This window comes from Stieleria sp. JC731, from assembly GCF_020966635.1.
Taxonomy (GTDB): Bacteria; Planctomycetota; Planctomycetia; order Pirellulales; family Pirellulaceae; genus Stieleria.
Genome location: NZ_JAJKFQ010000001.1, coordinates 356,007 through 379,301 on the forward strand (window position 1 = coordinate 356,007; position 23,295 = coordinate 379,301).

A 23,295-nucleotide genomic window follows, 5' to 3' on the forward strand; every position below is an offset into this window, starting at 1 on the left:
CACGATGCAATAAACGTGTTTAGAAAGTTGCTTTTACCAAGGTTTCATTATGAATTTAGTTCGTTCCTTCATCTCGATCTTTTTGGTCGCTCTGTTCGCTGTTTCGATTGCCGGTTGGTTCTGGGCTGGAGGGCAACCGTCGCCCCAATCGATCGGGTCTCGCGTGGTGCTGGTGTTATGCGGTTTGTTGTCAGTCGGATGTTTCACTTTGCTGTGGAGTGCAAAGCCAGGGACAGCAGAAGAGATGATTTCGCCTACTGCTCATCAATCTTAGGAGAGGAAAAGATGCATTGTTTAAAGCGATCGAAGTATCAGCTGAATGCAATAAAGGTATGCGTTTCGGTCTTCTTGGCATTGGCAATCGTCGGTTGCGAAGGTGGAAGTACGCAAAGTCCAACGGGCAGTGCTGAGGTGACGTTCCAGCCTTCACAGCCAACGGTTGGGCCATGCGACTTGACGATCAAGCTGGTCGATGGCGAAGGGAAGCCGATCGAGGATGCGAAGCTGACGGTCGAAGGCAATATGAACCACGCCGGGATGAAACCTTCGTTTGCCGAAATGAGCCAAGCAGATGAACCTGGTGTCTATGAAGGGACTATTGATTTCACGATGGGAGGTGACTGGTTTTTACTGGTTTCGGCTGAAGGTCCAAGCGGCGAAGTTATTGAAACGAAGGTTGATGTTCCGGGGGTGAACACGAAGTGAGTTCCCTTGGGACGCAGCACTCAGCTAGACGTCGCTCTGAGCAGGATCCTCCGAGGGGGGCAACAGGTAGGCGAAAGCAGCGGTCATCGATCGATCTGTTTTCGATTCCGTTGCTCGGAGGAATCCTGCGTCATCGTTGTTCACGGTTGTTGCTGCAAATCCCTGTTTTGCTAGTTAGCTTGATCATGGTGGGGCATGCTTTCTGGGGACCGCAACTGGCGCCGAAGAACCTCGCTGCTTTATTGACTTGGGTTCATTTTCGCGGCCTGGTGGTCCTGGTGATCTTGCTAGGCGGGAACTTCTTTTGCATGGGGTGTCCCTTCATGCTTCCGCGCGCACTGGTTCGCAAGGTTTATTCACCTCGTTGGAATTGGCCAAAAGCACTTCGCAACAAGTGGCCTGCGATCACGTTGTTCGTCGGAGTGTTGTTCGCGTATGAGCTATTTGATCTGTTTGCCGATCCATGGTGGACCGGCGTTTTGATTGTCTCCTACTTTGGTTTGGCAACAGCGGTGGATAGCCTGTTTCGGCAGGCTTCGTTTTGCAAATATGTTTGTCCGATCGGTCAGTTCAATTTCTTGGCGTCCACATTGTCGCCGCTCGAGGTCGTAGTTCGCGATCCGTCGGTTTGTACGGAGTGTAAAACCAAAGATTGCATTCGCGGTCGACGGGATATTCAAAATGAGCTGACGTCGATAGGGGCCACGCAACAAATATCGGGTACGGTTGGCAGCAACAGAGCCAAGCTTCCTATCGTTCAGCGTGGATGTGAACTAGCGCTTTTTCAGCCACGTAAAACGGGAAATCTTGATTGCACGTTTTGCATGGACTGCGTCTATGCGTGTCCGGCGGACAATGTCGGAATCATCGCTCGATTGCCCGGCGAAGAGCTTGGCCAGATAGGTTCCAGATCCGGCCTTGGGGTGCTGGAACGGCGTCTTGATTTTTCCGTGCTGGCGGTAGTGTTCGCATTTGGCGCTTTGCTGAACGCATTTGCGATGATCAGTCCGGTTTATACGCTGGAAAGGGCGATTGCGAACGCGACCGGTCTGCGAGTGGAATGGCCGATTTTGGCAGCCATCTTCTCTTTGTTTTTGGTAATCGAACCCGCAATCTTGCTGCTGTCTGCTGCTGTGATTACCAAGCGACTAACCGGATCGAATGATTCGGCAATTGCGATTGTGAAACGTTTAGCACCGTCGTTGCTACCGATCGGGTTTGGTGTCTGGCTTGCACACTATGCGTTTCATTTTTTAACGGGTGCACTGACGATTATTCCCGTCTCTCAAAATGCCGTGCGTCAGGCCTTTGGTACCGCATGGCTTGGAAAGCCGCAGTGGTCACTGGGCGGGATGCCGGAATCGATGGTTTATGCGATCGAACTCGGATTTCTATTGATGGGGTTCATCGGTTCTGTCGCGACAGCATGGATGATCTTGCATCGCATCCAGCAAGGGTTCGCGTCCAAGGGGCCAGATCGAGCTTCCCTTCAATCGTCGGTCGCTAAGGCAACCGTTCCGTGGGGTGTTTTGTATTTCCTGATGCTGGTGTCGGCGATCTGGATCATGAATCAACCGATGGACATGCGCGGGACTTTTTTGGGTGGCTGAAATGACTATTTACAAATTGAAAGGAAGTCTGCTTCGCAACGCAGTGTTGTTGATCGCTTGTTCGTTTGCATCGAAAGCGACTGCCCACGAAGGACCGCCGTTTCCTCTAGAGCTTGATCAGCCGGTTGCGGGTTATTCAGTTTCGGTCTGGGCTGATCCCGATATTGGCGAGGCTCGCTTCTTCGTCATTGTCGAATCGGAATCGGGAGAGATGCCTTCGGTTGTTCCTGAAGTTCAGCTTTGGGTCGAGCCTATTGATAGCCGACTGCCCAAGGTGAGCGTCCCGATTGATCGCCAGAAGTTAAAGGGAAGTTTGCAGTTCTTGTCGAAACCATTCTTTGATCGGCAAGACCATTGGAATGTCGGAATCCGCGTTATACGGCCCGACGGGAGCTCCAGCGAATTGGTGTCGGTTGTCGAGTCGACTCCACCCGGGTACGGGCCTTGGGATCTGGCAATTTATTTGTTTCCGTTCGCATTGATCGGCGGCGTTTGGTGCGTCGCGATCGCAAGGCGAGTACGGCACATGAATGACGACCAGTTCAGTGAAGTGGATCATGTGCCGTCTGACAATCTGCCGAACACCGGGACGGTGATTGATTGTGAATAGTAAGAAATCAGGAACCGCTATGAATCGGTGGCGTTGGATGATTGGCGGGATGGTCGTTGTTGCCATGCTAATCGTAGTCGTCATGATCAGCTGGAATCGTTTCGCACGGATGCCGAATCGACGAGTGCCAACGGAAACCGTTACGGCAGGCTTCTTTGTCAGTCTTGCCGCGCTTGATGTCGAGGAGAACGAGCGAGCGGCGCGAGTCCTCGACGAGCTTGTCAAAACTGAACCAAGCGAGCCCGCGCTATGGGCCAATCTTGCAGTCGCAAAATTGCGTCTTAACGACCTGCAAGCTGCAGAGTTGGCACTTAACGAAGCGTTGCAGAGGGCCCCAGAGTCACGCGAGGTGCTGCGGTTGAAAGCTCAGTTCCTGGAATCATCTGGAGACATTGGGTCAGCGATCAACGTGCTGCGGAAACTGAATCAGCAGTGGCCGCAGAATATCCGTGTGGCTTTTAATTTGAGTCTGCTGCTTGGCCAGATGAATAGCGAATCGGCTGATAGCGAGTGTTTGAGATTGCTGGAAGGAATCTTGAAAACGCATCCACAGAATTTGCGAGTCCGCTGCGAATCGGCTCGGTTAGCCGCCACCATTCCGGATATAGACTCGCTGCAATCCTCCATTGAATTTTTGAACCAGGACCGATCGAAATGGACTGACCCGCAGCTCAAGCAACTCGATCAAGCGATGACTGCGGCGGGGGAAGGGAACTTTCGGCAGGCCGCGGTTTCGCTGACATTTTTTGAAAACTTATCCAAGCCATCGGTGGCTTATCAGCGAAGTCTTGATGAATTGGGGATCCTCTCGGTCACCGCCGTTGGAACTCCGGTCCGTTCATTTATCGCAATGGCAATGCCGCCTGCAGAAGCTTCGCCAGCAGACGTGAAGCTTCGTTTTGCCATTGATCAGTCTCCCGGAAAAGCAGCGCGGCTCGATCTGTTATTGGGCGTGAATCAACCCGGAAAGCGATGCTCAACCCTTTTGTCGCTTTCTGGGGAGACGATGCACGTTCAGGGGTCGGCCGCGCTGCCCTTTCCAGGATACACGCCAAACGAAAGTCTGGCATGTGTGGCATGGGCGGACATGAACGATGACTTTGAAAATGACCTAATTTGCGTCGGTTCAGAGGGGACGAACCTATACCTAGCGGATAAGGATGGCTTTGGACGGGCCGAACTGAACGATGAACTGTTCAGCCGACCTTGGAAATCAGTGTGGTGTAGTGATGTCGAGGCGGATGGCGATTTGGATCTTATGCTAAGCGACCATTCCGGATCGTTGCAATGTTTCCTGAACAACGGTGCGGTCGGTTTTCAATCCGATCCGTCGTTTGCGGCGTTTAAGTCAGTGACGTCGCTGAAGGAAATCGATTTCGATCGCGATGGTGACTTGGATTTCGTCAGTCTCGATAAAGATGGCCAGTTGCATCTGTGGTCCAATCAGCGTGGCGGAAAATTTGAATCGACGGCTTTTGAAGGGCTAAAGCGGTTTTCCTCCATTGCCATTACAGTTGCTGATCTGAACCGCGATGGCATTTTTGAAATCATCGCTTTGGATCAAAACGGTGGCATCAGGAGTCTTCAATTCGACGGTCAATCCTGGAAGGCTACTGATGTTCTGCCGAAAGCCATTCGACTGCCCACCGAAGGCGATTCGATTTCCAATGCGTTTTTAACCGTCGAGGATATCGACAATAACGGCGCGATCGATTTAGTCATCAGCGCCGCTTGGCAGAGCGTGGTTTGGTTGCAAGATGATCGATCAAGTTGGCATTCGGTCGAGGTTGGGGTGCAGCAACTGACGTCCGTGGTTGACGTGGATTGCGATGGATTGCTCGACTTGATCGGTATGAGTGATGGGCAACCACAGCTGGCCATCAACAAAAGCTCAGCGAACTATCGTTGGCATGACATCAGCCCTCGCGCGAATACGGCCGCCGGTGACAAACGCATCAATTCGTTTGGCATCGGAGGACATGTCGAAGTTCGTGCGGGTAACACAATTCAGACCAAAGTGATTGAGTCTTCGCGAGTGCACTTTGGGTTAGGCGATCACTCACAAGTCGATGTCGCCCGATTGATATGGCCCAATGGAACAAGCCAAGCCGAATTCGGACTCGAACGGAATGGGCAAACCGTCGCATCGCAGCGACTCAAAGGTTCATGTCCTTGGGTGTTCACGGATAACGGAGATGAGTTCCAGTTCGTAAAAGACTTTCTTTGGCGTTCGCCTCTGGGGTTGAAAATCAACGCACAGGACACTGCCGGCGTGACTCAAACCGAAGACCGGATCAAGCTTCCCGGCAGCGTTTTATGCGAACGTGATGGACGCTATGAGATTCGGATCACCGCGGAGCTTTGGGAGACACACTTCTTTGATTCTGTCGCACTTGTTGCGGTCGACCATTCGATTGACACCGAAGTCTTTGTTGATGAGCGATTCGCTCCACAGCAAGAGCCGACTCGTGAAATCTTTGTCGGATCGCCACCAACGCCGATGCAAAGAGTCCGCGATGAAAATGGAGCAGACGTTGCGGCTCTGCTAGCCGAAAATGATGAGATCTACGTCGACGGTTTTAAACTTGGGAAATACCAGGGCGTTGCGGATGACCACTGGGTGGAATTCCAGTTTCCTAGCGAAGCCTCCGACGCAGATGAACTGTTCATTGTGGCGCATGGTTGGATCTATCCGACCGACAGCTCATTGAATGTCGCGATTGCACAGAATCCTGGTGTCGCTCCATACGGATTAGTTCTGGAGCGGCAGCTACCAGACGGATCATGGGAAATCGTCAATGATCAAATCGGTTTTCCAGCGGGGAAGCACAAGGATGTGATCATCCCGATGCATGGTCAAGAAATTGCGACGGCATCGACATACCGGTTGCGGACCAATATGGAGATCTATTGGGACTCGTTGCGTTGGTCGGTTCGTATTCGAGATGACGATGTTTCTGAAACAGATTTGCCTTTGGTGAAATCTGATCTGGCACATCGTGGGTATTCGGTATTGGAACCAATCGATCGTCGCCGTCCAGACACCCCGACCTATACAGTCGACCGTGTTGAGCCGATCTGGATGGACTTGAAAGGATTCTATACCCGCTACGGTGATGTCGCCGAATTGCTCGCCCAAACCGACGATCGCTATGTGATCATGAACGCGGGAGATGAGATGCGATTGCAGTTCGCGTACAAGCCCGTCAAAGGAATTGATAACGAACGCAAGCGAGACTTTATCTTGATCGGCGACGGATGGGTGAAGGACGGAGACTTCAACACGTCATTTTCGACAACCGTGGGGCCTTTGCCACGGCATCACGATGTCGACTACCAAGGACCAGCTACAGGACTGATGAAAGATCCTGTCTATCTAAAACATTCCGATGACTGGCGTCGATTCCACACACGCTACGTGTCATCAAAGCCATTCTTCAAGTCTCAGAAGGATCGCGTCGTTCCCTCTAGTCAGTTCCAGGGCGAGTAATCCATGTCACGTTCATTTTTAGCATTCGCATTCGCCGGGTTGTTGTTTGGGCCCGCCGCGTATTTTCGTTGGGCGGACAAGCAGACAAGCGAGATCGGGCATGAAGTCGTCTCCCAGGACAGTCGCCTTCAACGATACGGATTCTCGCTGCGTGAAGTTGCGTCGGATGTCGGAGTCGATTTCGTTCATCAACCTCCAAAAATCGATGCCCGATTGGACCACATCGGTCCGCAGGTCGCGGCAATGGGGGCGAGCGTTTCGGTGGTCGATGTGGATCGCGATGGCTGGCTAGATTTTTATTTGACATCCAGTGCACCGGATACGAAGAACTGTTTCTTTCGCAACAAAGGTGACGGAACGTTCGACGAGATTGCGGAGCAGTTGGGGCTTGCCGATCTGAATGTTCCCGGAACCGGTGCTTGCATGGGTTCGGTTTGGGGCGATATCGATAATGACGGATTCGATGACGTGCTGGTCTACAAATGGGGCAAGCAAATCATCTTGAAAAATCATCAAGGAAAAAGATTTGAGCCGATTGATCAAACCGAATCGCTTCCACAATGGGCGAACATTGGTTCGGCAACTTGGCTGGACTACGATCGGGATGGGTATATCGATTTGTTCTTGGCAGGCTATTGGCCGAACGAGGTTCAGTTAGAAGAACTGCGTGACACGCGGATCATGCCCGAGAGTTTCGAGTACGCCGACAACGGTGGAGGCAAGTGGCTTCTGCGAAACAATCGGCAAGGTGGATTCGAGGACGTCACCAAGGAAGTTGGGCTTGATAGTAAGCGTTGGACCCTTGCGGTGATCGCGGCCGATTTGAACGGCGATAGCTTCGCTGATTTGTTTCTTGCAAACGACTATGGCGTTTCGGAAATCTATGTCAACGAATCGGGGAAGAGGTTTCGTGAGGTCGGCAAAGAAGCCGGTGTTGGGTATTCGCCGAAGAGTGGAATGAATGCGGCGATCGGAGATGTGTTGAACGACGGGCGGTTTTCGATCTACGAAAGCAACATCTCCGAAGAGGGCGTTTTGCTGCAGGGAAACAATCTGTGGTTTCCAGCCAGCGATGGGACATTCAAATTCCAAAACCTCGCATCGGTCATGGGAGTCGAAATCGGTGGGTGGAGCTTTGGTGCACAGTTTGGAGATCTGAACAACGACGGGTTTACCGATCTGTATGTCACCAATGGCTATGTTTCCGGCGATCGTGGAACCAGCTACTGGTACGACTTTTCACAAATCACAGGCGGCCACGAGCAAATCATTTCGGACGCGATGAATTGGCCTGACATGCAAGGACGCAGTTTGGCGGGCTACCAATCTAAGCGGGTGTGGCTGAACGATGGTGCCGGAAAGTTCCGTGATGTCGCGCAGTGGGTCGGGGTCACCGATCGATACGACGGACGTGCCGTTGCACTCGCCGATTTCCGAAATCAAGGCACGCTCGATATCGTCGTTGCAAATCAGTGTGATCGAGCTTTGCTGTACCAAAATACGATCAGTTCCGATCGTCACTGGATCGCAATCGAGTTAAAGGGAACGGTCAGTAACCGAAATGCGATCGGTGCGCAGGTGCGAGTTTTTTGGGACGGTCAGCAGCAACTGCAGGAACGCGTCGCAGCGAGTGGATATTCGGCGCAGAACCAAAGTCGCCTTCATTTTGGACTAGGAAGTGCCACGGCCGTGGATCGTATCGTGGTCCGTTGGCCAAGCGGAAACGAGCAGACGATTCAGTCCCCGGCAATCGACAAACTTCATTTGATCGAGGAACCTAAATGAACACTACCAATCCATCTGAATTGACCGGTGAAATCGAAGCAGGTTGCGACAATCTTTCGGTCAAGGCGAAGACTTGGCGTGACTGGTTGACACTTGAAAATCGCTTCATGGCGCCACTTTTGATCACCAGTATTCTGCTGGTGGGACAGTTGAGCTTTGGCTTTCTCGAAAGCTGGTCACGGACATTGATGGCGATCGCCGTTGCGGTCGCAACTGAACTGGTGCTCGGACGATTGTTCCTTGGGAAGTTTCCACATTTGGCGAGTGCGTATATCTCCGGAATCAGTGTTGGCATTCTGATTCGTTCGCCATTCATTTGGCCATACGCGATGTGCGCGGCGATATCGATCATGTCCAAGTACGTGCTGCGTCGGAATGATCGACATCTATGGAACCCATCGAATTTCGGTGTTAGCGCGATGCTGTTTCTGTATCCCGCTGCGGTCGCCAGTTTAAGTATTCAGTGGGGCAATACGCTTTGGCCGATGATTGTCGTCTGGGGACTTGGGGCGATGATCATTCGTCGCTTGAAGCGTTTTCACATCTGTTTGACTTATGTGGTTTCATTTGTCGCGTTAGCCGGCGCGAGAAGTTGGTTTACAGACAGTCCGTTTCTTGCGAATGTCGCGCCACTGACAGGACCGATGTATCAGCTGTTCGTGTTCTTCATGATCACAGATCCGAAAACAACCGTGCGAACGAAACGCGGGCAATGTTTAGTCGCTTTTTCCGTCGCATTGGTCGAAATGGTTTTGCGACTCGCTGAAGTGATTCATGCACCGTACTATGCATTGTTTATCGTTGGCCCGATCGCGTTGATGATCGAAATGCAGATGGAGCAATCGAAGGCTAAGGTTGGTCGTGCTGAAGGGCAGGTAAACCTTGCCGATTGTGCGTCCGACTGTCATTAACAGGCAGAAGTCATTGACCGTGCCAAAGATTTGGGTATCGGAGCGATCGTGATATGACGATACACCCCCGCAAGGGTTGAGCAAAACGTTGTCCATGAACATGTTTTGCGCAAAGAGGCGTATCGATGCACATCGCTCGTGCCAAAGGGCAAGGACTGGCCCTGTTGGTGGCGCTGGCCACCACATCTGCAGTTTCAAATGTTGAGGCAGATGAACCAACCGTTCTTCATGATTCTCAAATCGTTGATGATTTAGCAACGAGTTCAGTTTTAGGTGACGCCAGTGACGTCGTTGTGGCTGGCCACGCACGTTCGGCCTGCTATTGCCGGGACCAAATCGATTGGTCGTTGTATCCTGGAACAATCCATCCGATGCCGAAACCAGGCATTGTGCCGATTCCACCAAAGGGGCCAGGGTACTACAGCGCGTTGGACACGCTGATGGGAAATCGTCTGGAGAAGCCTCCCAAATCGGGATACGCTCCTTTCGCCATCAATGCCTGGCCGTTTTTCGATGCGGACTGGCGATACGTGGAATCTGTCCCGAACTGCCAATGGACAGCGGTCGAGCGATTGAAGCGACTGCACCTGTCAGAGCGATTGCTTCTGAGCACGGGCGGAGAGTTTTGGGTTCGCTACACCAACGAAACCAACAGTCGTTTGCAAGCTGCGAACAACGATTTTACGCTCGCTCATGTTCGACAATATGCTGACTTTTGGTTTGGCGAGTCGCTGCGAGTTTATGGCGAGTATGTCTGGGCAGACAGCTTTGATGAAGAACTTTCGCCTGTTCCTCCAGACGTGGACAGGGGAGACATTTTGGATCTGTTCGTAGATTTGAAACTTGGCGAGCTTGGCGGTGAGTCAGTTTATGTTCGCGGCGGTCGGCAAGAATTGTTATTTGGGTCGCAGCGAATGGTCACTCCCTTGCCATGGGCCAACAAGCGACATTCATTTGACGGTTTTCGCATGTTCCGGCACGGCAAGGAGACTGACGTCGACGCGTTTTGGACTAAGTACGTCCCACCTCAAGCGAGCGAGTTCGATTCCGCCGACGACCAGCAGACGTTCGCCGGATTATGGTGGAACGATCATTCGAAAAAAGGAAGTTCAAAAGACCTCTATTATTTGTTCTATGACAACGAAAATACGGTGTCACAGCTGGGGATCGGCCGTGCACCTTTCCAGACTCACACCGTCGGATCTCGTTGGTCCGGCAATCAAGACGGATTCATGTGGGACATCGAAGGTGCGATGCAATTCGGTCGCCAAGCCGATCGAGACTTGGTCGCTGGGATGGGCACCGTCGGCTTTGGAAAAGGTTGTCCGGACGCACCATGGTCGCCGACATTTTGGATGTACTACGATTATGCCAGCGGAGACAACGACCTGAGTTCAGGTGATGCGCATACCTTCAATCAGCAATTCCCATTCGGGCACTATTACTTTGGCTGGATGGACTTGATCGGCAGGCAGAACATCCATGATCTAAACGCCCATTTGTATCTGTACCCGAACAAGTGGACCACGATGTGGTTGCAATACCATCACTTCTATTTGGCCGAAGAACGCGACGCGCTCTATAACGCCGGCGGAGTGGCCTACCGACATGATCCGACGGGTGCCGCAGGGAACAACGTTGGTGACGAAATCGACTTGGTCTTAAATTTTCATCTGACGCGCTATTCAGATATTCTGGTCAGCTACAACAAGCTGTTCGGCGGGAAGTATCTAGAAGCGACCGCCAACGCCAACCAAGATAGCAATGCCGAAGCGTTGTATCTGATCTTCCAGCAACGTTGGTAATGAAGTCACCGCAGGGCTAAGGAAACGGTCAAGGACCGCCGATAGGTTTGCTTGGCAGATCTGTTTGGCGGTCCGTGTTCAGTGCTTGCCTGGGCGACTAGGTGTGTGAGCCAAAGACGGCTTCGTACAAACGCGTGAACTCGGGTGATCGATCTTCGCTTTGCTGAAAAATGCCATCGATCAGGTTGCGTTCGCTCTGGCGGATCGAGTCGCCGCTGCACAGCAGTTCCATCAGAAGAATAGCTTCTTCGCGAGAGACTTCGCCGTCTTCTAAGATGACGCTTCTGACGCAGGGAAATAGGATGGCATCAAATTCAGGGCAGATCTCGTCGGCGTTCTTCATCAATTCGACAAGAAACTTAACATCGTCGATGTCCAACTTCTTGTCGGCGACAAGGTTGCGTTCGATCAAAGTGACTTCGGCGGGCGAGATCTTCCGATCGGCCAAAACGATTTCACGAAGCTCTTCTAGATAGTTCATTTTCGCACCTGTTGGCTCGATGGGCACCCGTTTGGGAAATCTAGGTTGCGAACTGCGCGAATGCGAAGTCTTGCCACGCGTTTTCGAAACGCACGACGGATTGTTTGGGTTTTGCGGGTGCTGTTGTTCCATAGCGAAGAGCGACCGGTTGTTCGAATCGACTAGAATGTCGGATACCAATGTTCCGCTACCAGCAAGAGTTCGTCGCCGTGAAAACACGATTCTGTTTCCTTGTCTTTGCCGTCGTTTGTGCTTGGGGTCATCCCAGCGATGCGGGTGATTCTCCCGCATCTCGAGTGCTTGTGATTGGGATCGACGGTACCCGGGCGGACGCATTGAAAGCCGCCAAGACTCCAGCGATCGATCGGCTGATTCAGGACGGGGCATTCAGCGACGGGACAAAAATTCTTGGTCAGCGATACCGTGGCAACAACACCGTCAGCGGTCCTGGATGGTCAAGCTTTTTGACAGGTGTTTGGGCTGACAAGCACGGTGTCGATGACAACTCATTCGAAGGCCGGAACTACGAAGCGTTCCCTCATCTGTTCAATCGTGTGAAGAGTCAATTTCCAGGGGCGACGACGGCATCGTTTGTAGACTGGGAACCGATTGACCAGTACATCGTTTCGGACGCCGATGTCCAAAAGGTATATCCGGCCGAAGGTGCAGATGACTACGCCGAAAAAGACGAAACGATAACCGTGGATGCTTGTCAGTATCTTTCCGAGTCGGATCCGCATGCGGTGGTCGTTTATCTTGGTGCGATCGATGAAACCGGGCACCACAACGGTTTTCACCCCTCGGTTCCTGCTTACATCTCGGCGATCGAAAAGGTTGACACACAGATCGGTCGTTTGGTTGATGCGGTAAGGTCGCGTCCAAACTATCAAAGCGAGAATTGGTTGGTTGTCATTTCAACGGATCATGGCGGTCGTGGAGTCAGTCATGGCGATGGACACGATGTTCCCGAGATCAATACAACGTTTCTGGTCGTCAGTGGGCAAGCCGCACGGAAGGGAGCAATCAAGGAACAAACTTATGTCGTTGACGTGACGGCCACCGCATTGTCACATCTTGGCGTTAGGATCAAGCCGGAATGGAAGTTGGATGGTAGGCCAGTCGGACTAGAGAACGTGTCGTCCTCCAAAGCGGTTCCCTAACAATGCTGCAGTTCCGTTTCGTATTAACCTTGGTAACGCTGTTTGTCGGCTGGAATTTTATCGGTTGGGATTTCATAGCCGCAGACGATTTCTTTGTCGACAAAGTCGCTCCGTTATTGCAGCGACGATGTCTCGATTGTCACAACGACGGACTGAGCAAAGGCGACTTTTCACTGTCGAACGCTTTACATTTGGAAGACTCTGGGTTTGTTGATCCGGGAAACCCGCAAGACAGTTATCTCATCGAGCTAGTGACACCCGTCGACGGGAAAGCTGAGATGCCGCAAGATGCGGCCCCGTTGAACGATGACGAAATCGCGATTTTGCGAGAGTGGATTTCACAAGGTGCGACGTGGACCCCATCGATAACGCTTCAGCCATTCGAGGTGACTGATCGAGATTGGTGGTCGCTAAAGCCGATTCAAAACACAGACGCTCCCGATGGCAACGGGGATTTCGATCATGCCAGCGTCAATCCTGTTGACGCGTTTATTGATCGTGCATTGCGAATCAAAGGTTTGCAGCCGGTCGAGCGAGCTTCTCCAGCAGTATTGATACGGCGATTGACGTACGATTTGACTGGGTTGGCACCGACGCCAGATGAAGTCGAGTCCTTCATACAAGATTGGTCAGTCAGTTCTCGCTCGGCTTGGGAGACGCTCGTCGATCGCCTCTTATCATCGGAGCGGTTCGGTGAGAAGTTTGCCCAGCATTGGCTTGATGTCGCTCGCTATGCCGAAACCCACGGATTCGACAAAGATAAGCCTCGTCAAAACGCATGGCCTTATCGCGATTATGTGATTCGCGCGTTCAACAACGATAAGCCTTACGACCGTTTCGTTCAGGAGCAGGTTGCCGGCGATGTGCTGTTCAAGAATGATCCGGAGGGCGTGCTGGGGCTAGGCTTTTTGGCAGCCGGGCCATGGGATTTTATCAGCCACTGGGAGGTCGGCGAATCAAAGCTTGATGGACGGATTGCCAAGCACCTGGATCGCGACGAAATGATTGCGGCGGTGTTCAACGTTTTTCAAAGCACGACAGTGCAGTGTGCCCAGTGTCACCACCATAAATTTGATCCGATTCGGATGGAGGACTACTACCGACTGCATGCGGTCTTTGCGGCTGTTGACCGAGCCGATCGTGTTTATGCAGGTCTGTCCAATGAGCAGCAGCAACAGAAAGATCGGTTGATTGCGCAGATCGATGAATTGGAGCACGAACGCGATTCGTTACGCCGCGAGCAAAATGAAGCGATCGCACGGCAGACTCAATCGATCGATGAACAAATCAGCGAGCTGAAGCTACGTTTCGGATCAAGCGAGCCGCAGCACCCTCATTTCGGATACCACAGCCAGATCGAGTCGGAAAGCGAGGTTGAAAAATGGGTGCAGATCGATTTCGACAAGCCGTTTGCCATTGATGAAATACAGATCTTTCCAGCATTCGACCAGTACGCTGATATCGGTGCAGGATTTGGATTCCCTGTTCGCTATCGTGTCGAAGCATCCGTAGACGGATCATTCGACAATCGCCCTGCGTTGTTGCTCGATGCATCCGATCGAGATCAGGACAATCCTGGATGCACGACGTTATCAATCGAAGCTGACTTAAAGGCGATTCGATCGATTCGGATTACGGCGACAAAATTGCGCGAACGTCGTGACGATTTTATTTTTGCATTGGCAGAAATCAAAGTTCTTGCCGGTGGGAACAACGTCGCGAAAGGGGCTCAGGTGACGGCCAAAGATAGTATCGAAGCCCCAGTGCGTTGGTCAAAGTCTAACTTGGTCGACGGCATCTACTACAAAGAACTAACCGATGAATCAGCAGAGGCTCAATTGCAGCAGCTCCGGATCAAACGTGAGCAGCTGGTAAGGAAGTTTCGTTCGAAGGAATCTCTGGAAACGATTGCCGGTTTGAATCAGTCGATTGAGAAGCGAAAGGTTCAGCTCAATCACATCCCCGAGGGGCAGTTCGTCTATGCGGCATCAACGGTGTTTCCCGGCGGAGGTCAGTTCAAAGCAACCAATGGAAAGCCTCGCCCAATTCATTTGCTGCGGCGTGGTGATCTAAAGAGTCCTGCCGAGGCAATGACACCGGGCGTGCCTTCGATGTGGGGCGGAGAACGGCTGCCGTTCTTTGAAAATGGAGCGTGGGATGAGGGAGAGGCCCGCTTGAGGCTCGCACGGTACCTAACGCAGGATGACAATCCACTGGTTTGGCGATCGATTGTCAATCGAATTTGGGGATGGACTTTCGGGGCTCCGATCGTGGGGACATCGAATGACTTTGGAAGAAGCGGTCAACAGCCAACCCATCCCGAGTTGTTGGACTACCTCGCTGCGAAAATGCGGGATGATCCTAACCATTCAATCAAGTCTATCGTGCGATTGCTGGTGTCCAGTGATGCGTATCAACGGTCCAGTCGCATTGATCCGGCAATGCAGGGAATCGATGCGGAGAATGCGTACTATTGGCGTTTCAATCGACGGCGACTGACCGCAGAAGAGTTCCGCGATTCGCTTTACCAGATCGCAGGGATACTTGATCTTAAGATGGGAGGCCCGAGTTTTCGTGATTTTGTAGTCGAGAAGCCCGAGCATTCACCTCACTACGAATACGAACTGCATGACCTCGACGATCCCACTTCACATCGACGCAGTGTGTATCGTTTTATTGTCCGCTCTCAACCGCAGCCAATGCTGACGACGCTGGACTGTGCCGATCCTTCGATCAGTATTCCGCGGCGAGACGAATCGACAACGGCATTGCAGGCATTGACATATTGGAACGATCGCTTGGTTGAGTTCATTGCTGAGCAATTTGGCGAGCAGCTTCGGAAGCGATCACCGACGAATGAACAACGTGTGCGAGACGCCTGTCGTTGCGCACTTGGACGTGAACCGTCTGACTTTGAACTGACTGAATTGCAAAGTCATTTACGGCGTCACGGAGAAGCGAGTTTGGCACGTGTGATTTTCAATCTGAATGCGTTTCTGTATCTGGACTAGTGCTTCGTTTCAACTCGATTTTAGGACTAGCCGTATGGCGTTGGCCACGGTTTCAGTGCAATAACCGGGGCTAACGCCCGTGGGCTGATGAACCAAACCCGTATTCTTATATGGAACGAAGCACTAGAGGGCATTCATGATTCATCGACGACAACTGTTGGGCACAATGGGAGGGGCGTTCGCTGGGTTGGCATTGGGCGATCTACTAGCACGAGATGGCGTGCTCACAGAGAGATTGCATCATCCTCCAAAAGCGAAGCGTGTGGTTCAGCTGTTCATGGCAGGGGCTGCCAGCCACGTCGATCTTTTTGACTTTAAACCGTTGTTGAAGCAGCGACATGGTCAGCCTTGGGATCCTGGCGAAAAGGTTGAGCTGTTCCAAAGCATGCCGGGTGCCTGCCTAGCAAGCCCTTGGTCGTTTGATCGCTATGGCGAACAAGGCAAGCACCTCAGTGAGATCGTGCGTCCGCTGGGGAAGGTTGTCGACGACATCGCTTTTGTTCACAACGTGATCGGAAAGACCGGAGTTCATAGTCAGGGGACTTTGTTGCAGACGACCGGATTTAGCTTTACCGGATTTCCAAGTGCAGGATCCTGGATTTCATACGCCCTGGGCAGTGAAACGGAAAACTTGCCTTCCTTTGTCGTGCTTCCAGATCATCGTGGTCTTGCATCGAACGGGGCAAAGAATTGGTCGCCGGCATTCTTACCGGCTGAATTTCAAGGGACGCAAATTCGTGTTGGCAGCGACGATCCGATTGCCAATCTCTTTGCCCCGAAAAGTGAATTCATCAATCGTGAAAGCGACCGAGATGGGCTGGCTGTCTTGAACCGATTGAATACCGAACACGCGGCACAGCGCATCGGTGATAACCGTTTGCAAGCTCGAGTGAAGTCCTACGAGCTGGCCGCTAGGATGCAGTTGAGTGCCAGCGATGCGTTGGATCTCAATGACGAACCGCAGTACATCCACGACATGTACGGTTTGGCAAAAGAGGGGCCGGGAGTGAATGACCAAGAGATCAACGTCAAAGCCGAGACTGAATTTTTTGGCCGCAAATGTCTGATCGCTCGACGTTTGTTGGAACGTGGCGTCCGGTTCGTGCAAATCTGGAGCGGCAATGACAACGGTTTTCCGCGACGTAATTGGGATTCACATGAAAACATCAAGCGAGATCACGAGCCATTGGCGATGGGGATGGCAAAGGGTGCCGCGGCACTGATTGAAGATCTGAAGCAGCGTGATCTCCTGAAAGACACTTTAATATTGTGGACGACCGAATTTGGCAGAATGCCTTGTTCGCAAGGTAGCCATGGACGCGATCACAATCCGTTTGTTTTCACCAATTGGCTCTGTGGCGGTGGGATCAAGCCGGGGACTTACGGCGAGTCGGATGAATGGGGCTTTCGCCCACTGGACCAGCAAAGCCCAACCCAAGTCTATGACATCTACGCAACAATCCTACATCAGTTGGGCATCGATCACACCAAACTGACAGTTAAGAACAACGGGATCGAACGCCGACTGACCGACGTGCACGGACATGTCATCAGCGAGATGGTCTAGCAACCTATCGATATTAAATTGTCGCCCTTCACTCCTTGAAGGTGGCATTCTTTACCGCTGGTTTTGTGAAGTAGAAAGCAGGTCTTGTAGAGATCAAACCTGAGAATCTACAGGCCGCTAAGTTAAAACCGGATTCGCAGGGACGCGGTGACGGCTTCACGGTGAGGACGCCGGTCAGTTGCTAGTTGACCGCGGCCAGCTCTTCGGCTGCGAAAGATTTTTCTCGTGCGAAACCCGAAATCATGTCCAACCGGATAACCTGGATCAGGTCTTTGGTTTCTTCGTCTTGAACAAAGCCTTGGATCCAGTCATCACCCCCCAGCAAGTTGTGCGGAAGGTAGTTGTCTTTCTGGAATTCTTTTACATCACAGACGCTGTCGACAACCAGTCCGGCTCGCTTGTTGTCTCGTTCAACGACTACGACAACGCCGATATGAAAACGCTGGACCAGGTCGCAAGCATTCGAGAAAAGTTCCAGAAGCTCTTGCAGATCGTTCGCTTTGGCGTGCTCGATGATGGCATTGGCCTTCTCGGTGTCGCCTTTGGCTACTAGGGCAGTAACTTTTTCCGCGATGGCATGAATGCGTTGGTGAGGCCCGTTGAATCGCGACATGATATCGACCAAGGCGATTTGGTCGCGGGCGAAACGGTTCATTTCTTCTGGGTCGGCCAACAACTGGTCGTACCACTTTCCAAACTTGCACTCGTGTGGATCGGTCGCAAGTTGAAATTCCGTTCCTTGGTGGACGGAGGCGTCGAGTTGATCCAACCAGAAAATATGGTCACGCTTGCGTTCTTCGAGCATTTCGATGATCGCATCGTTTTCATTCTTCAGGCTAGTCATGCCGAACATGGTGCGGATGTTCTGCACACACAAAGTTTGCCCGCGAAGGTTGATCATCCCTTCAACATGGGACGGCATCCCTGGCAATGGCGTGATGTTCAGCTTCTGAAGCGCGAGTAGTTCAAGTACACAATCGACTTGAATCGCATACGATTCACCACCAACCTTGCAGATTAGCAATGGGTTTGCACAGGTGCCGTTCAATCCGATCATTGTCAAGTTCTGCCTAGTTTTGAGGGCAACCTGGCATTTGAGCCTAATTCCCCGATGCCAGTGTTTGGTCAGCCTTCTGTGTCAGTCGATGGTTGGAAATCCGTTCACAACAGACGTATCAATGACACAACCATCCAGATATCTGACTATACAACTTGCTAAGAAGTAATCTGGCAGGCTGAAGGCAAACCCTCACGGTGATAACCGGTCATGATCCAAAAACGTGGTTCGGCTGTGGGGTCACGCTGGTCATGTTCATTGATTCAAGGTTCGCGATCGACCGAATCTGATCAGTTCATCTGAACGAAACGACGGTAAAACGTCTGAACCCAGCTGGTGAATCAAATTCGCTAAAGGTTTTTAGCAATACCCAGAATCCACGAGTTGGTCCGTTGCCGAGCTAAATGTAGCCTTCGTCCAACCGCCCCGGACAATCAGACGCGAAGCATCTCGGAAGTCTATCAACCATCCTTTCAGTCATGGCTGAAAGTCTGAGGCACGGCAGATACGAAAGCCTACTGAGAAATAGTGCAGCTTCTTTGAGTCGGCGCCGCTTCGACTGAGTCGGATTCTGTCTTGAACGGAGTCATCGATGTCACCACCGCGAATTGGCTGTTGATCATTGCGGTGACCACGGGAGATGCACCATTCACGTACGCCGCCATACATGCCGAACATTCCGGTGGGTAGAGGCTTCATCGAATCGACTGGCGTTTGGATTTGATATTGATTGGGGATCGAACCATAAACTTTTAATAGTTCCGCGTCGTCGCCCCATCCAAAAGTTGTTGTCGCATCTCCGAAACAGCAACGAGTCCATTCGTCTGGGAAAAGCAAACGATAGCCACGGCGATTTTTATAGTCCGGATAGATCCCGATGCTATCGAGCTCCTCTTCGCTCGCCGGATAACATTGGTCATCTTCATCGAGTCCCTCCTGTTCGGTCAACCATCGACAGTACTTCGTCGCGGCATACCAATCGATCAAGATCGCGGGGCAATGGTCATCTGGCAATCGCCGGTGATACTGGGTGTTATCGCTCTTGCCAGTTGGGTGTTCTCGGTTGAATGCGGCAAAGTCGGCTTTTGTGACCTCGCAGGCCCCGACATCCAACGACAGTCCTGGCCAATCGAAGCGGATGAATGTTTGCTTGTGTTGGTTGATTGACCATTTCTGATCCAGTGGTGCCTTTTTGCCAGCCAGCTCGGCAACCTGTTCATGAAGCCAGTTGGATTTTCCGTCGAGCTTTCGGAGGGCCCACCATGCGGCACTGTGCACTTCGGGTGATTTGGACGAGACGAATTGTTTTCGACAGCGATCGATTGCCTGTTCAAGTTCAGATTCTGACAAACGTTCTGTGTCGAGTGATCCGAGCAGCAGCAACAACGCGGCTTCAATAGAGGGATCTTTCGATGAAGCGAAAAGTTTGTCGATATAGCCGGGGGAGGTGTTCAGTAACGCTGTTCGTTCGATGATTTGCGATCGGCCGTTGGGGTTTGAACTGTGGCCAAGTAAACGGAGGAGTGTTTCAAAATTCTGTTTATGGAAAAGATATGCAGCCGCATTCGCTTGTCGGCTATCAATCGAAATATGTTCATCATGGATTGTTGAATGCAACTTGGGGATTGAAGCCGTTTCTTCAAATTCATCCAGTCGGTGCGCCGCAGGAAGCATCGTTTCAAAATTCGAATCGAGGTAGACATCAATCATACGATCGACATCGTTCGCCCAGATCGTCAGTAGCAGGCTACGTGCTTGAAGGCCCAGCGGGGTTTCGCCGTTTTGAACGTAAATTTGGTGAAGCGGATCAAATAGGTCCTGCCCGTGAAGCGAAACTTGGTTGACGATCAAGGATTGTTCGTCAGGGTGAAAACGGAGGTGTTCAAGGAGCGTTTCTGCAAATGAAGCTTTGTGTTCGTCCCACAGGCTTTCCTTCTCTGAGAATGCCGTTAATGCGATAATCGCATTGATGGTCTCGTACGGTTCTTTTTGACGATCTAGAGCGAAGTTCCACCATTGCTGGATATGCGAACGGTCGATCGGCATCCGGCGTAGCTCATCAAGTGCGATGACGAGGCTTTTTCGGTCAAGGCTTGGAACGGCGGAGACCACTTGCTCGACCACGGTGGGATTTGAATCGTTCAGTCTCAAGATTCCAAGACGCAAGTAGACTCCTGCACGAGTCGTTACCGGATGGCTCAAGGTCATCTCTTTTAGACGCGGTAGTCCCCAGTAGCGATAACTCTGTAGCTGATCAAGAATGTTAGCTGTTTCGTCCGCGTTCGCAGTCCGCAATTGTTCCGCCAGCGCATAGCTGCGTGAACGATTCATCCATCCAAACGCGATCAAACACAAGATCGACAGTAGTCCGCAGGCGAACATGCTTTGCGTGATATGCCGCTTGGTTGCGACATGCATCATTCGCTGCTGTTTTTCGTTCCAATGAGAACGCTTGGTGAACGAGATCGTCAGTAGCCATTCGGGCCAAGACGGAAGCTGGCGTTTCTCCTTTTTTGCATTCCAGGCTTCGGCGCGATCGGCGAGGCTAAGCATGATTCTGCCACGCAAAGTCGACCTCAGATCGCGTGTTAGCCAGCCGCGAATGGAGGGAACTAGATAGTCATGGGTGAGCTGAAATTGCCGGACTTCGCCATCGGTCTGTAACTTCGAATCCGATGGCGTGATTAAGTGCAGGTCGTTGTCGAGGATCTTTAATAACTCGGAAAAGCGTCGCGGGTCATCGCGATATCCAGAAAGCTCAAGCAGTTCGTGTTCGCTTTTGGTAGCACCTTTTATATCGCTTCCGGTCTCAGGAAGCATCGCTGCCAAAATTCCTTTGATGGCCTTCATGTGGACTTGTCGATCTGCCGGAGCGGTTTCGCCAAACGATTCATCAAGGAACTTGATTCCGACACCGTCGATGCCACCGATTTGCTGCAATGATTTGGTCGTCCAAGGGCGACCTTTCATGATCTCAGCAAACGTTGCCAGTTGAACCGGGACGATTTTTCCTTCGACAGCCAGTCCTTCAATTGCGTCATCAAGAAACCGAGATTGATCCGATGACAGTGATGTCATCTGGTCTGGAAGTCGCGCAAAGCTGCATCCATATTCGGCCAAGACCCGACGGGCGTGACGTTTATCGAACAGGTCGATCATCGCCAAGTTTTGGCTTCGCGTAAGTTCAATCTCCACTTCGTCGGCAAGGCAGCTTACACCGATCCAAAAGTCGTCACGGACCAACAGGATGCATTGCACGTGTTCGCCATCACATTGACGCAAGGCGAGTGCCAGCGGAGTGTTGGACTTGCCGGCGTAGGCATGGAGCCACTGCTCGAATTGGTCGATCACCAGCAGCAGTTTCTTGCCTTCAAACTCGCCACCATTGAACGCTTTGCGGATCCACTCGATCGCTTCAACAACCGATAGCGAGTTGGGCAGTGATGGGATCTGTTGGCGGAGGGAAAATAAGATTTGCTGATCGGTGTTCTCAGAAGTCGCGCTGACAAAGCAAACGATGACAGAGTTTGGAAGTCGTGGGAGCAAACCAGCTCGGATAAACGAAGACTTGCCCGATCCCGATTTGCCATAGATCACGCCGACGCGAAACGGAATCGCCTCGTTCGGCGGTTCGATGCGGCTTTTCCAAAAGGCAATGCTTTCGGGCAGCCCATCGCGTTCATACGGTCCCGGCAGTAACTTGGTGAAGTAGTCCGCATCTTGCTGATCAAAAGCTCGCAGTCCACGTGGGACGATATCAAGTAGCTTGTCACTGCTGTTGGATAGGCGTTCGCCGCTGCTAGGGAAATCTCGCCTTCGCGATTTGGTTCCGCGTGCGACTTGCAAGGTCCACGACTCGTCTGACTGATCACTTTGCAGGACCCAGGCAAGGTCTTCTGCAACGGTGGCAGCGCTTTGATAACGCGATGTCGCACGCTTGCTGAGCAGCCGCAGGCAGATACGCTCGAGTTCTTTGGGTATCTGTCGATCGTGTGTTCTTAGTGATTCGGGTTGAGAATTGCAGATCATGCGAAGCGTCTGATCTGGCGAATCCCCGCTGAACGGTAGCGTGCCACAGAGCACTTCGTACATCACAACGCCAAGGCTGAACAAATCAGAGCGTCGGTCGATCAGGTGATTCTCACCCCGCGCCTGTTCAGGGCTCATGTACGCGTAGGTGCCGATTTTCCCTGCGCGACGGGTAGGCATATCGGTCTGAAGTGCCAAACCAAAGTCGGTGATAAAGCATCGCTGTTGGTCGTCGAGAAGCAGGTTCGCAGGTTTTATGTCGCGGTGAACAACCCCGGCCCGGTGAATAAAGTCCAGAGTCTCAGCAACATCGCGCAGGATCTCGACTTTCTGGCTTCCTCGATGAGGTTCTTGAATCCATTGCCCTAGGGTCTGGCCATCAATAAACCTCGACACGATGTAGTAGCGATCGTGAAGCTTCCCGAAATCGTAAATCGGTACGACACCGGGATGATCAAGGCTTGCGATCGTTCGGGCTTCTTCCAAAAAGCGTTCGACATCGAACGACTTTGACATCCGTTCTTGATGTGGAATCTTGATCGCGACGCGGCGTTTCAGTTGAGTGTCGGTCGCGAGGAATACATTCCCGAAGCCACCTGACGCCAAACGATGTTCGACCCGATAACGGTCGATTTGCGGTGCAGACGAAAGGAACGTTCTCGCTTCGGAGTCACTGATCAGTTCGTCCGTTTCGAAATCGTCGCTGCCATCGACCGTGCGGGGCTCGCCATCATCAATAGCTGCCCGTATGCCTCCGGAGGCAACAAGATCTTCGCGTGTTTTTGCAAGATCACTGTGTTTCGAAACATCACTGTGTTTCGCAACATCACTGTGATCGGGACTCGGTGAATCGCGATGGAGCTCTTTGCCCGATGGCTGCCCCGAGTGATGATCCGTTGCATCGGCCGGTGCCTTTTCGTCGCCGGTCATCTGCATCAACCTGGGTGGACGGAACGCGTTCGCTGTCAAAGCATCGCTATTGTAGCCCTGCAAAGCTAACGTAGCTTTGCATTCTAATTATAGAGGGGGGCCAATAGCGGTTCTTGCCTTGGCTGCAAGTCTAGCGTTTCGTTC

General features: G+C 52.0%; 13 protein-coding genes. 10 read left to right on the plus strand and 3 right to left on the minus strand.

Annotation, left to right across the window (positions count from 1 at the left end; genetic code table 11):
• Positions 1–285: 285 nt before the first annotated feature.
• From LOC67_RS01190 to LOC67_RS01220, 7 genes are all read left to right on the plus strand, one after another.
• Positions 286–705, plus strand: a complete 420-nt coding sequence (locus LOC67_RS01190) for a FixH family protein (RefSeq protein WP_230260589.1) — start codon at positions 286–288, stop codon at positions 703–705.
• Positions 706–1,028: 323 nt separating this feature from the next.
• Entirely contained in the window at positions 1,029–2,315 is a 1,287-nt protein-coding gene (locus LOC67_RS01195) for a hypothetical protein (RefSeq protein ID WP_230260590.1), read from the plus strand.
• 1 nt (position 2,316) lies between these two features.
• Positions 2,317–2,925, plus strand: a complete 609-nt coding sequence (locus tag LOC67_RS01200; protein ID WP_230260592.1) for a hypothetical protein — start codon at positions 2,317–2,319, stop codon at positions 2,923–2,925.
• Positions 2,926–3,034: 109 nt separating this feature from the next.
• Positions 3,035–6,415 carry an FG-GAP-like repeat-containing protein gene (locus LOC67_RS01205; protein ID WP_230260593.1) on the plus strand — a complete coding sequence of 1,127 codons (3,381 nt, stop codon included), beginning with the start codon at positions 3,035–3,037 and terminating at the stop codon, positions 6,413–6,415.
• 3 nt (positions 6,416–6,418) lie between these two features.
• Positions 6,419–8,200, plus strand: coding sequence for a CRTAC1 family protein (locus tag LOC67_RS01210; protein WP_230260594.1), 1,782 nt, complete (start codon positions 6,419–6,421; stop codon positions 8,198–8,200).
• Positions 8,197–9,111 carry an RnfABCDGE type electron transport complex subunit D gene (locus LOC67_RS01215; protein WP_230260595.1) on the plus strand — a complete coding sequence of 305 codons (915 nt, stop codon included), beginning with the start codon at positions 8,197–8,199 and terminating at the stop codon, positions 9,109–9,111. Before LOC67_RS01210 ends, LOC67_RS01215 begins: the two co-directional genes overlap by 4 nt.
• Before the next feature lie 371 nt (positions 9,112–9,482).
• Positions 9,483–10,916, plus strand: a complete 1,434-nt coding sequence (locus LOC67_RS01220) for an alginate export family protein (RefSeq protein ID WP_230260596.1) — start codon at positions 9,483–9,485, stop codon at positions 10,914–10,916.
• Positions 10,917–11,013: 97 nt separating this feature from the next.
• Here LOC67_RS01220 and LOC67_RS01225 read toward each other — a convergent pair whose 3' ends face one another.
• On the minus strand, positions 11,014–11,397 hold the full coding sequence (locus tag LOC67_RS01225) for a hypothetical protein (protein WP_230260597.1): 384 nt from the start codon (positions 11,395–11,397) through the stop codon (positions 11,014–11,016).
• Positions 11,398–11,576: 179 nt separating this feature from the next.
• On the opposite strand from LOC67_RS01225, the gene LOC67_RS01230 reads away from it, so the two are divergent.
• The 3 genes from LOC67_RS01230 to LOC67_RS01240 all read left to right on the plus strand — a co-directional run bounded on the left by LOC67_RS01230 (position 11,577) and on the right by LOC67_RS01240 (position 17,135).
• Positions 11,577–12,557 carry an alkaline phosphatase family protein gene (locus LOC67_RS01230; RefSeq protein WP_230260598.1) on the plus strand — a complete coding sequence of 327 codons (981 nt, stop codon included), beginning with the start codon at positions 11,577–11,579 and terminating at the stop codon, positions 12,555–12,557.
• A 2-nt stretch (positions 12,558–12,559) separates the two neighbouring features.
• Positions 12,560–15,568, plus strand: a complete 3,009-nt coding sequence (locus LOC67_RS01235; RefSeq protein ID WP_230260599.1) for a PSD1 and planctomycete cytochrome C domain-containing protein — start codon at positions 12,560–12,562, stop codon at positions 15,566–15,568.
• Positions 15,569–15,704: 136 nt separating this feature from the next.
• On the plus strand, positions 15,705–17,135 hold the full coding sequence (locus LOC67_RS01240; RefSeq protein WP_230260601.1) for a DUF1501 domain-containing protein: 1,431 nt from the start codon (positions 15,705–15,707) through the stop codon (positions 17,133–17,135).
• Between the two features lie 181 nt (positions 17,136–17,316).
• Here the strand turns inward: LOC67_RS01240 and LOC67_RS01245 are convergent, their stop codons facing one another.
• Both LOC67_RS01245 and LOC67_RS01250 read right to left on the minus strand, forming a co-directional pair.
• Complete coding sequence (locus tag LOC67_RS01245; protein ID WP_230260603.1) at positions 17,317–18,192, minus strand: chemotaxis protein CheW; 876 nt, start codon at positions 18,190–18,192, stop codon at positions 17,317–17,319.
• 477 nt (positions 18,193–18,669) lie between these two features.
• Positions 18,670–23,151, minus strand: a complete 4,482-nt coding sequence (locus LOC67_RS01250; protein WP_230260605.1) for a bifunctional serine/threonine-protein kinase/formylglycine-generating enzyme family protein — start codon at positions 23,149–23,151, stop codon at positions 18,670–18,672.
• Positions 23,152–23,295 lie beyond the last annotated feature (144 nt).

Excerpts from the sequence above, each read along its gene's own strand:
- LOC67_RS01200 (WP_230260592.1), top strand. The coding sequence starts at position 2,317 with ATGACTATTTACAAATTGAAAGGAAGTCTGCTTCGCAACGCAGTGTTG.
- LOC67_RS01250 (WP_230260605.1), bottom strand. The coding sequence starts at position 23,151 with ATGACCGGCGACGAAAAGGCACCGGCCGATGCAACGGATCATCACTCG.
- LOC67_RS01220 (WP_230260596.1), top strand. The coding sequence starts at position 9,483 with ATGCCGAAACCAGGCATTGTGCCGATTCCACCAAAGGGGCCAGGGTAC.
- LOC67_RS01245 (WP_230260603.1), bottom strand. The coding sequence starts at position 18,192 with ATGATCGGATTGAACGGCACCTGTGCAAACCCATTGCTAATCTGCAAG.
- LOC67_RS01210 (WP_230260594.1), top strand. The coding sequence starts at position 6,419 with ATGTCACGTTCATTTTTAGCATTCGCATTCGCCGGGTTGTTGTTTGGG.
- LOC67_RS01205 (WP_230260593.1), top strand. The coding sequence starts at position 3,035 with ATGCCGAATCGACGAGTGCCAACGGAAACCGTTACGGCAGGCTTCTTT.
- LOC67_RS01190 (WP_230260589.1), top strand. The coding sequence starts at position 286 with ATGCATTGTTTAAAGCGATCGAAGTATCAGCTGAATGCAATAAAGGTA.
- LOC67_RS01225 (WP_230260597.1), bottom strand. The coding sequence starts at position 11,397 with ATGAACTATCTAGAAGAGCTTCGTGAAATCGTTTTGGCCGATCGGAAG.
- LOC67_RS01195 (WP_230260590.1), top strand. The coding sequence starts at position 1,029 with ATGCTTCCGCGCGCACTGGTTCGCAAGGTTTATTCACCTCGTTGGAAT.
- LOC67_RS01215 (WP_230260595.1), top strand. The coding sequence starts at position 8,197 with ATGAACACTACCAATCCATCTGAATTGACCGGTGAAATCGAAGCAGGT.
- LOC67_RS01235 (WP_230260599.1), top strand. The coding sequence starts at position 12,560 with ATGCTGCAGTTCCGTTTCGTATTAACCTTGGTAACGCTGTTTGTCGGC.
- LOC67_RS01240 (WP_230260601.1), top strand. The coding sequence starts at position 15,705 with ATGATTCATCGACGACAACTGTTGGGCACAATGGGAGGGGCGTTCGCT.
- LOC67_RS01230 (WP_230260598.1), top strand. The coding sequence starts at position 11,577 with ATGTTCCGCTACCAGCAAGAGTTCGTCGCCGTGAAAACACGATTCTGT.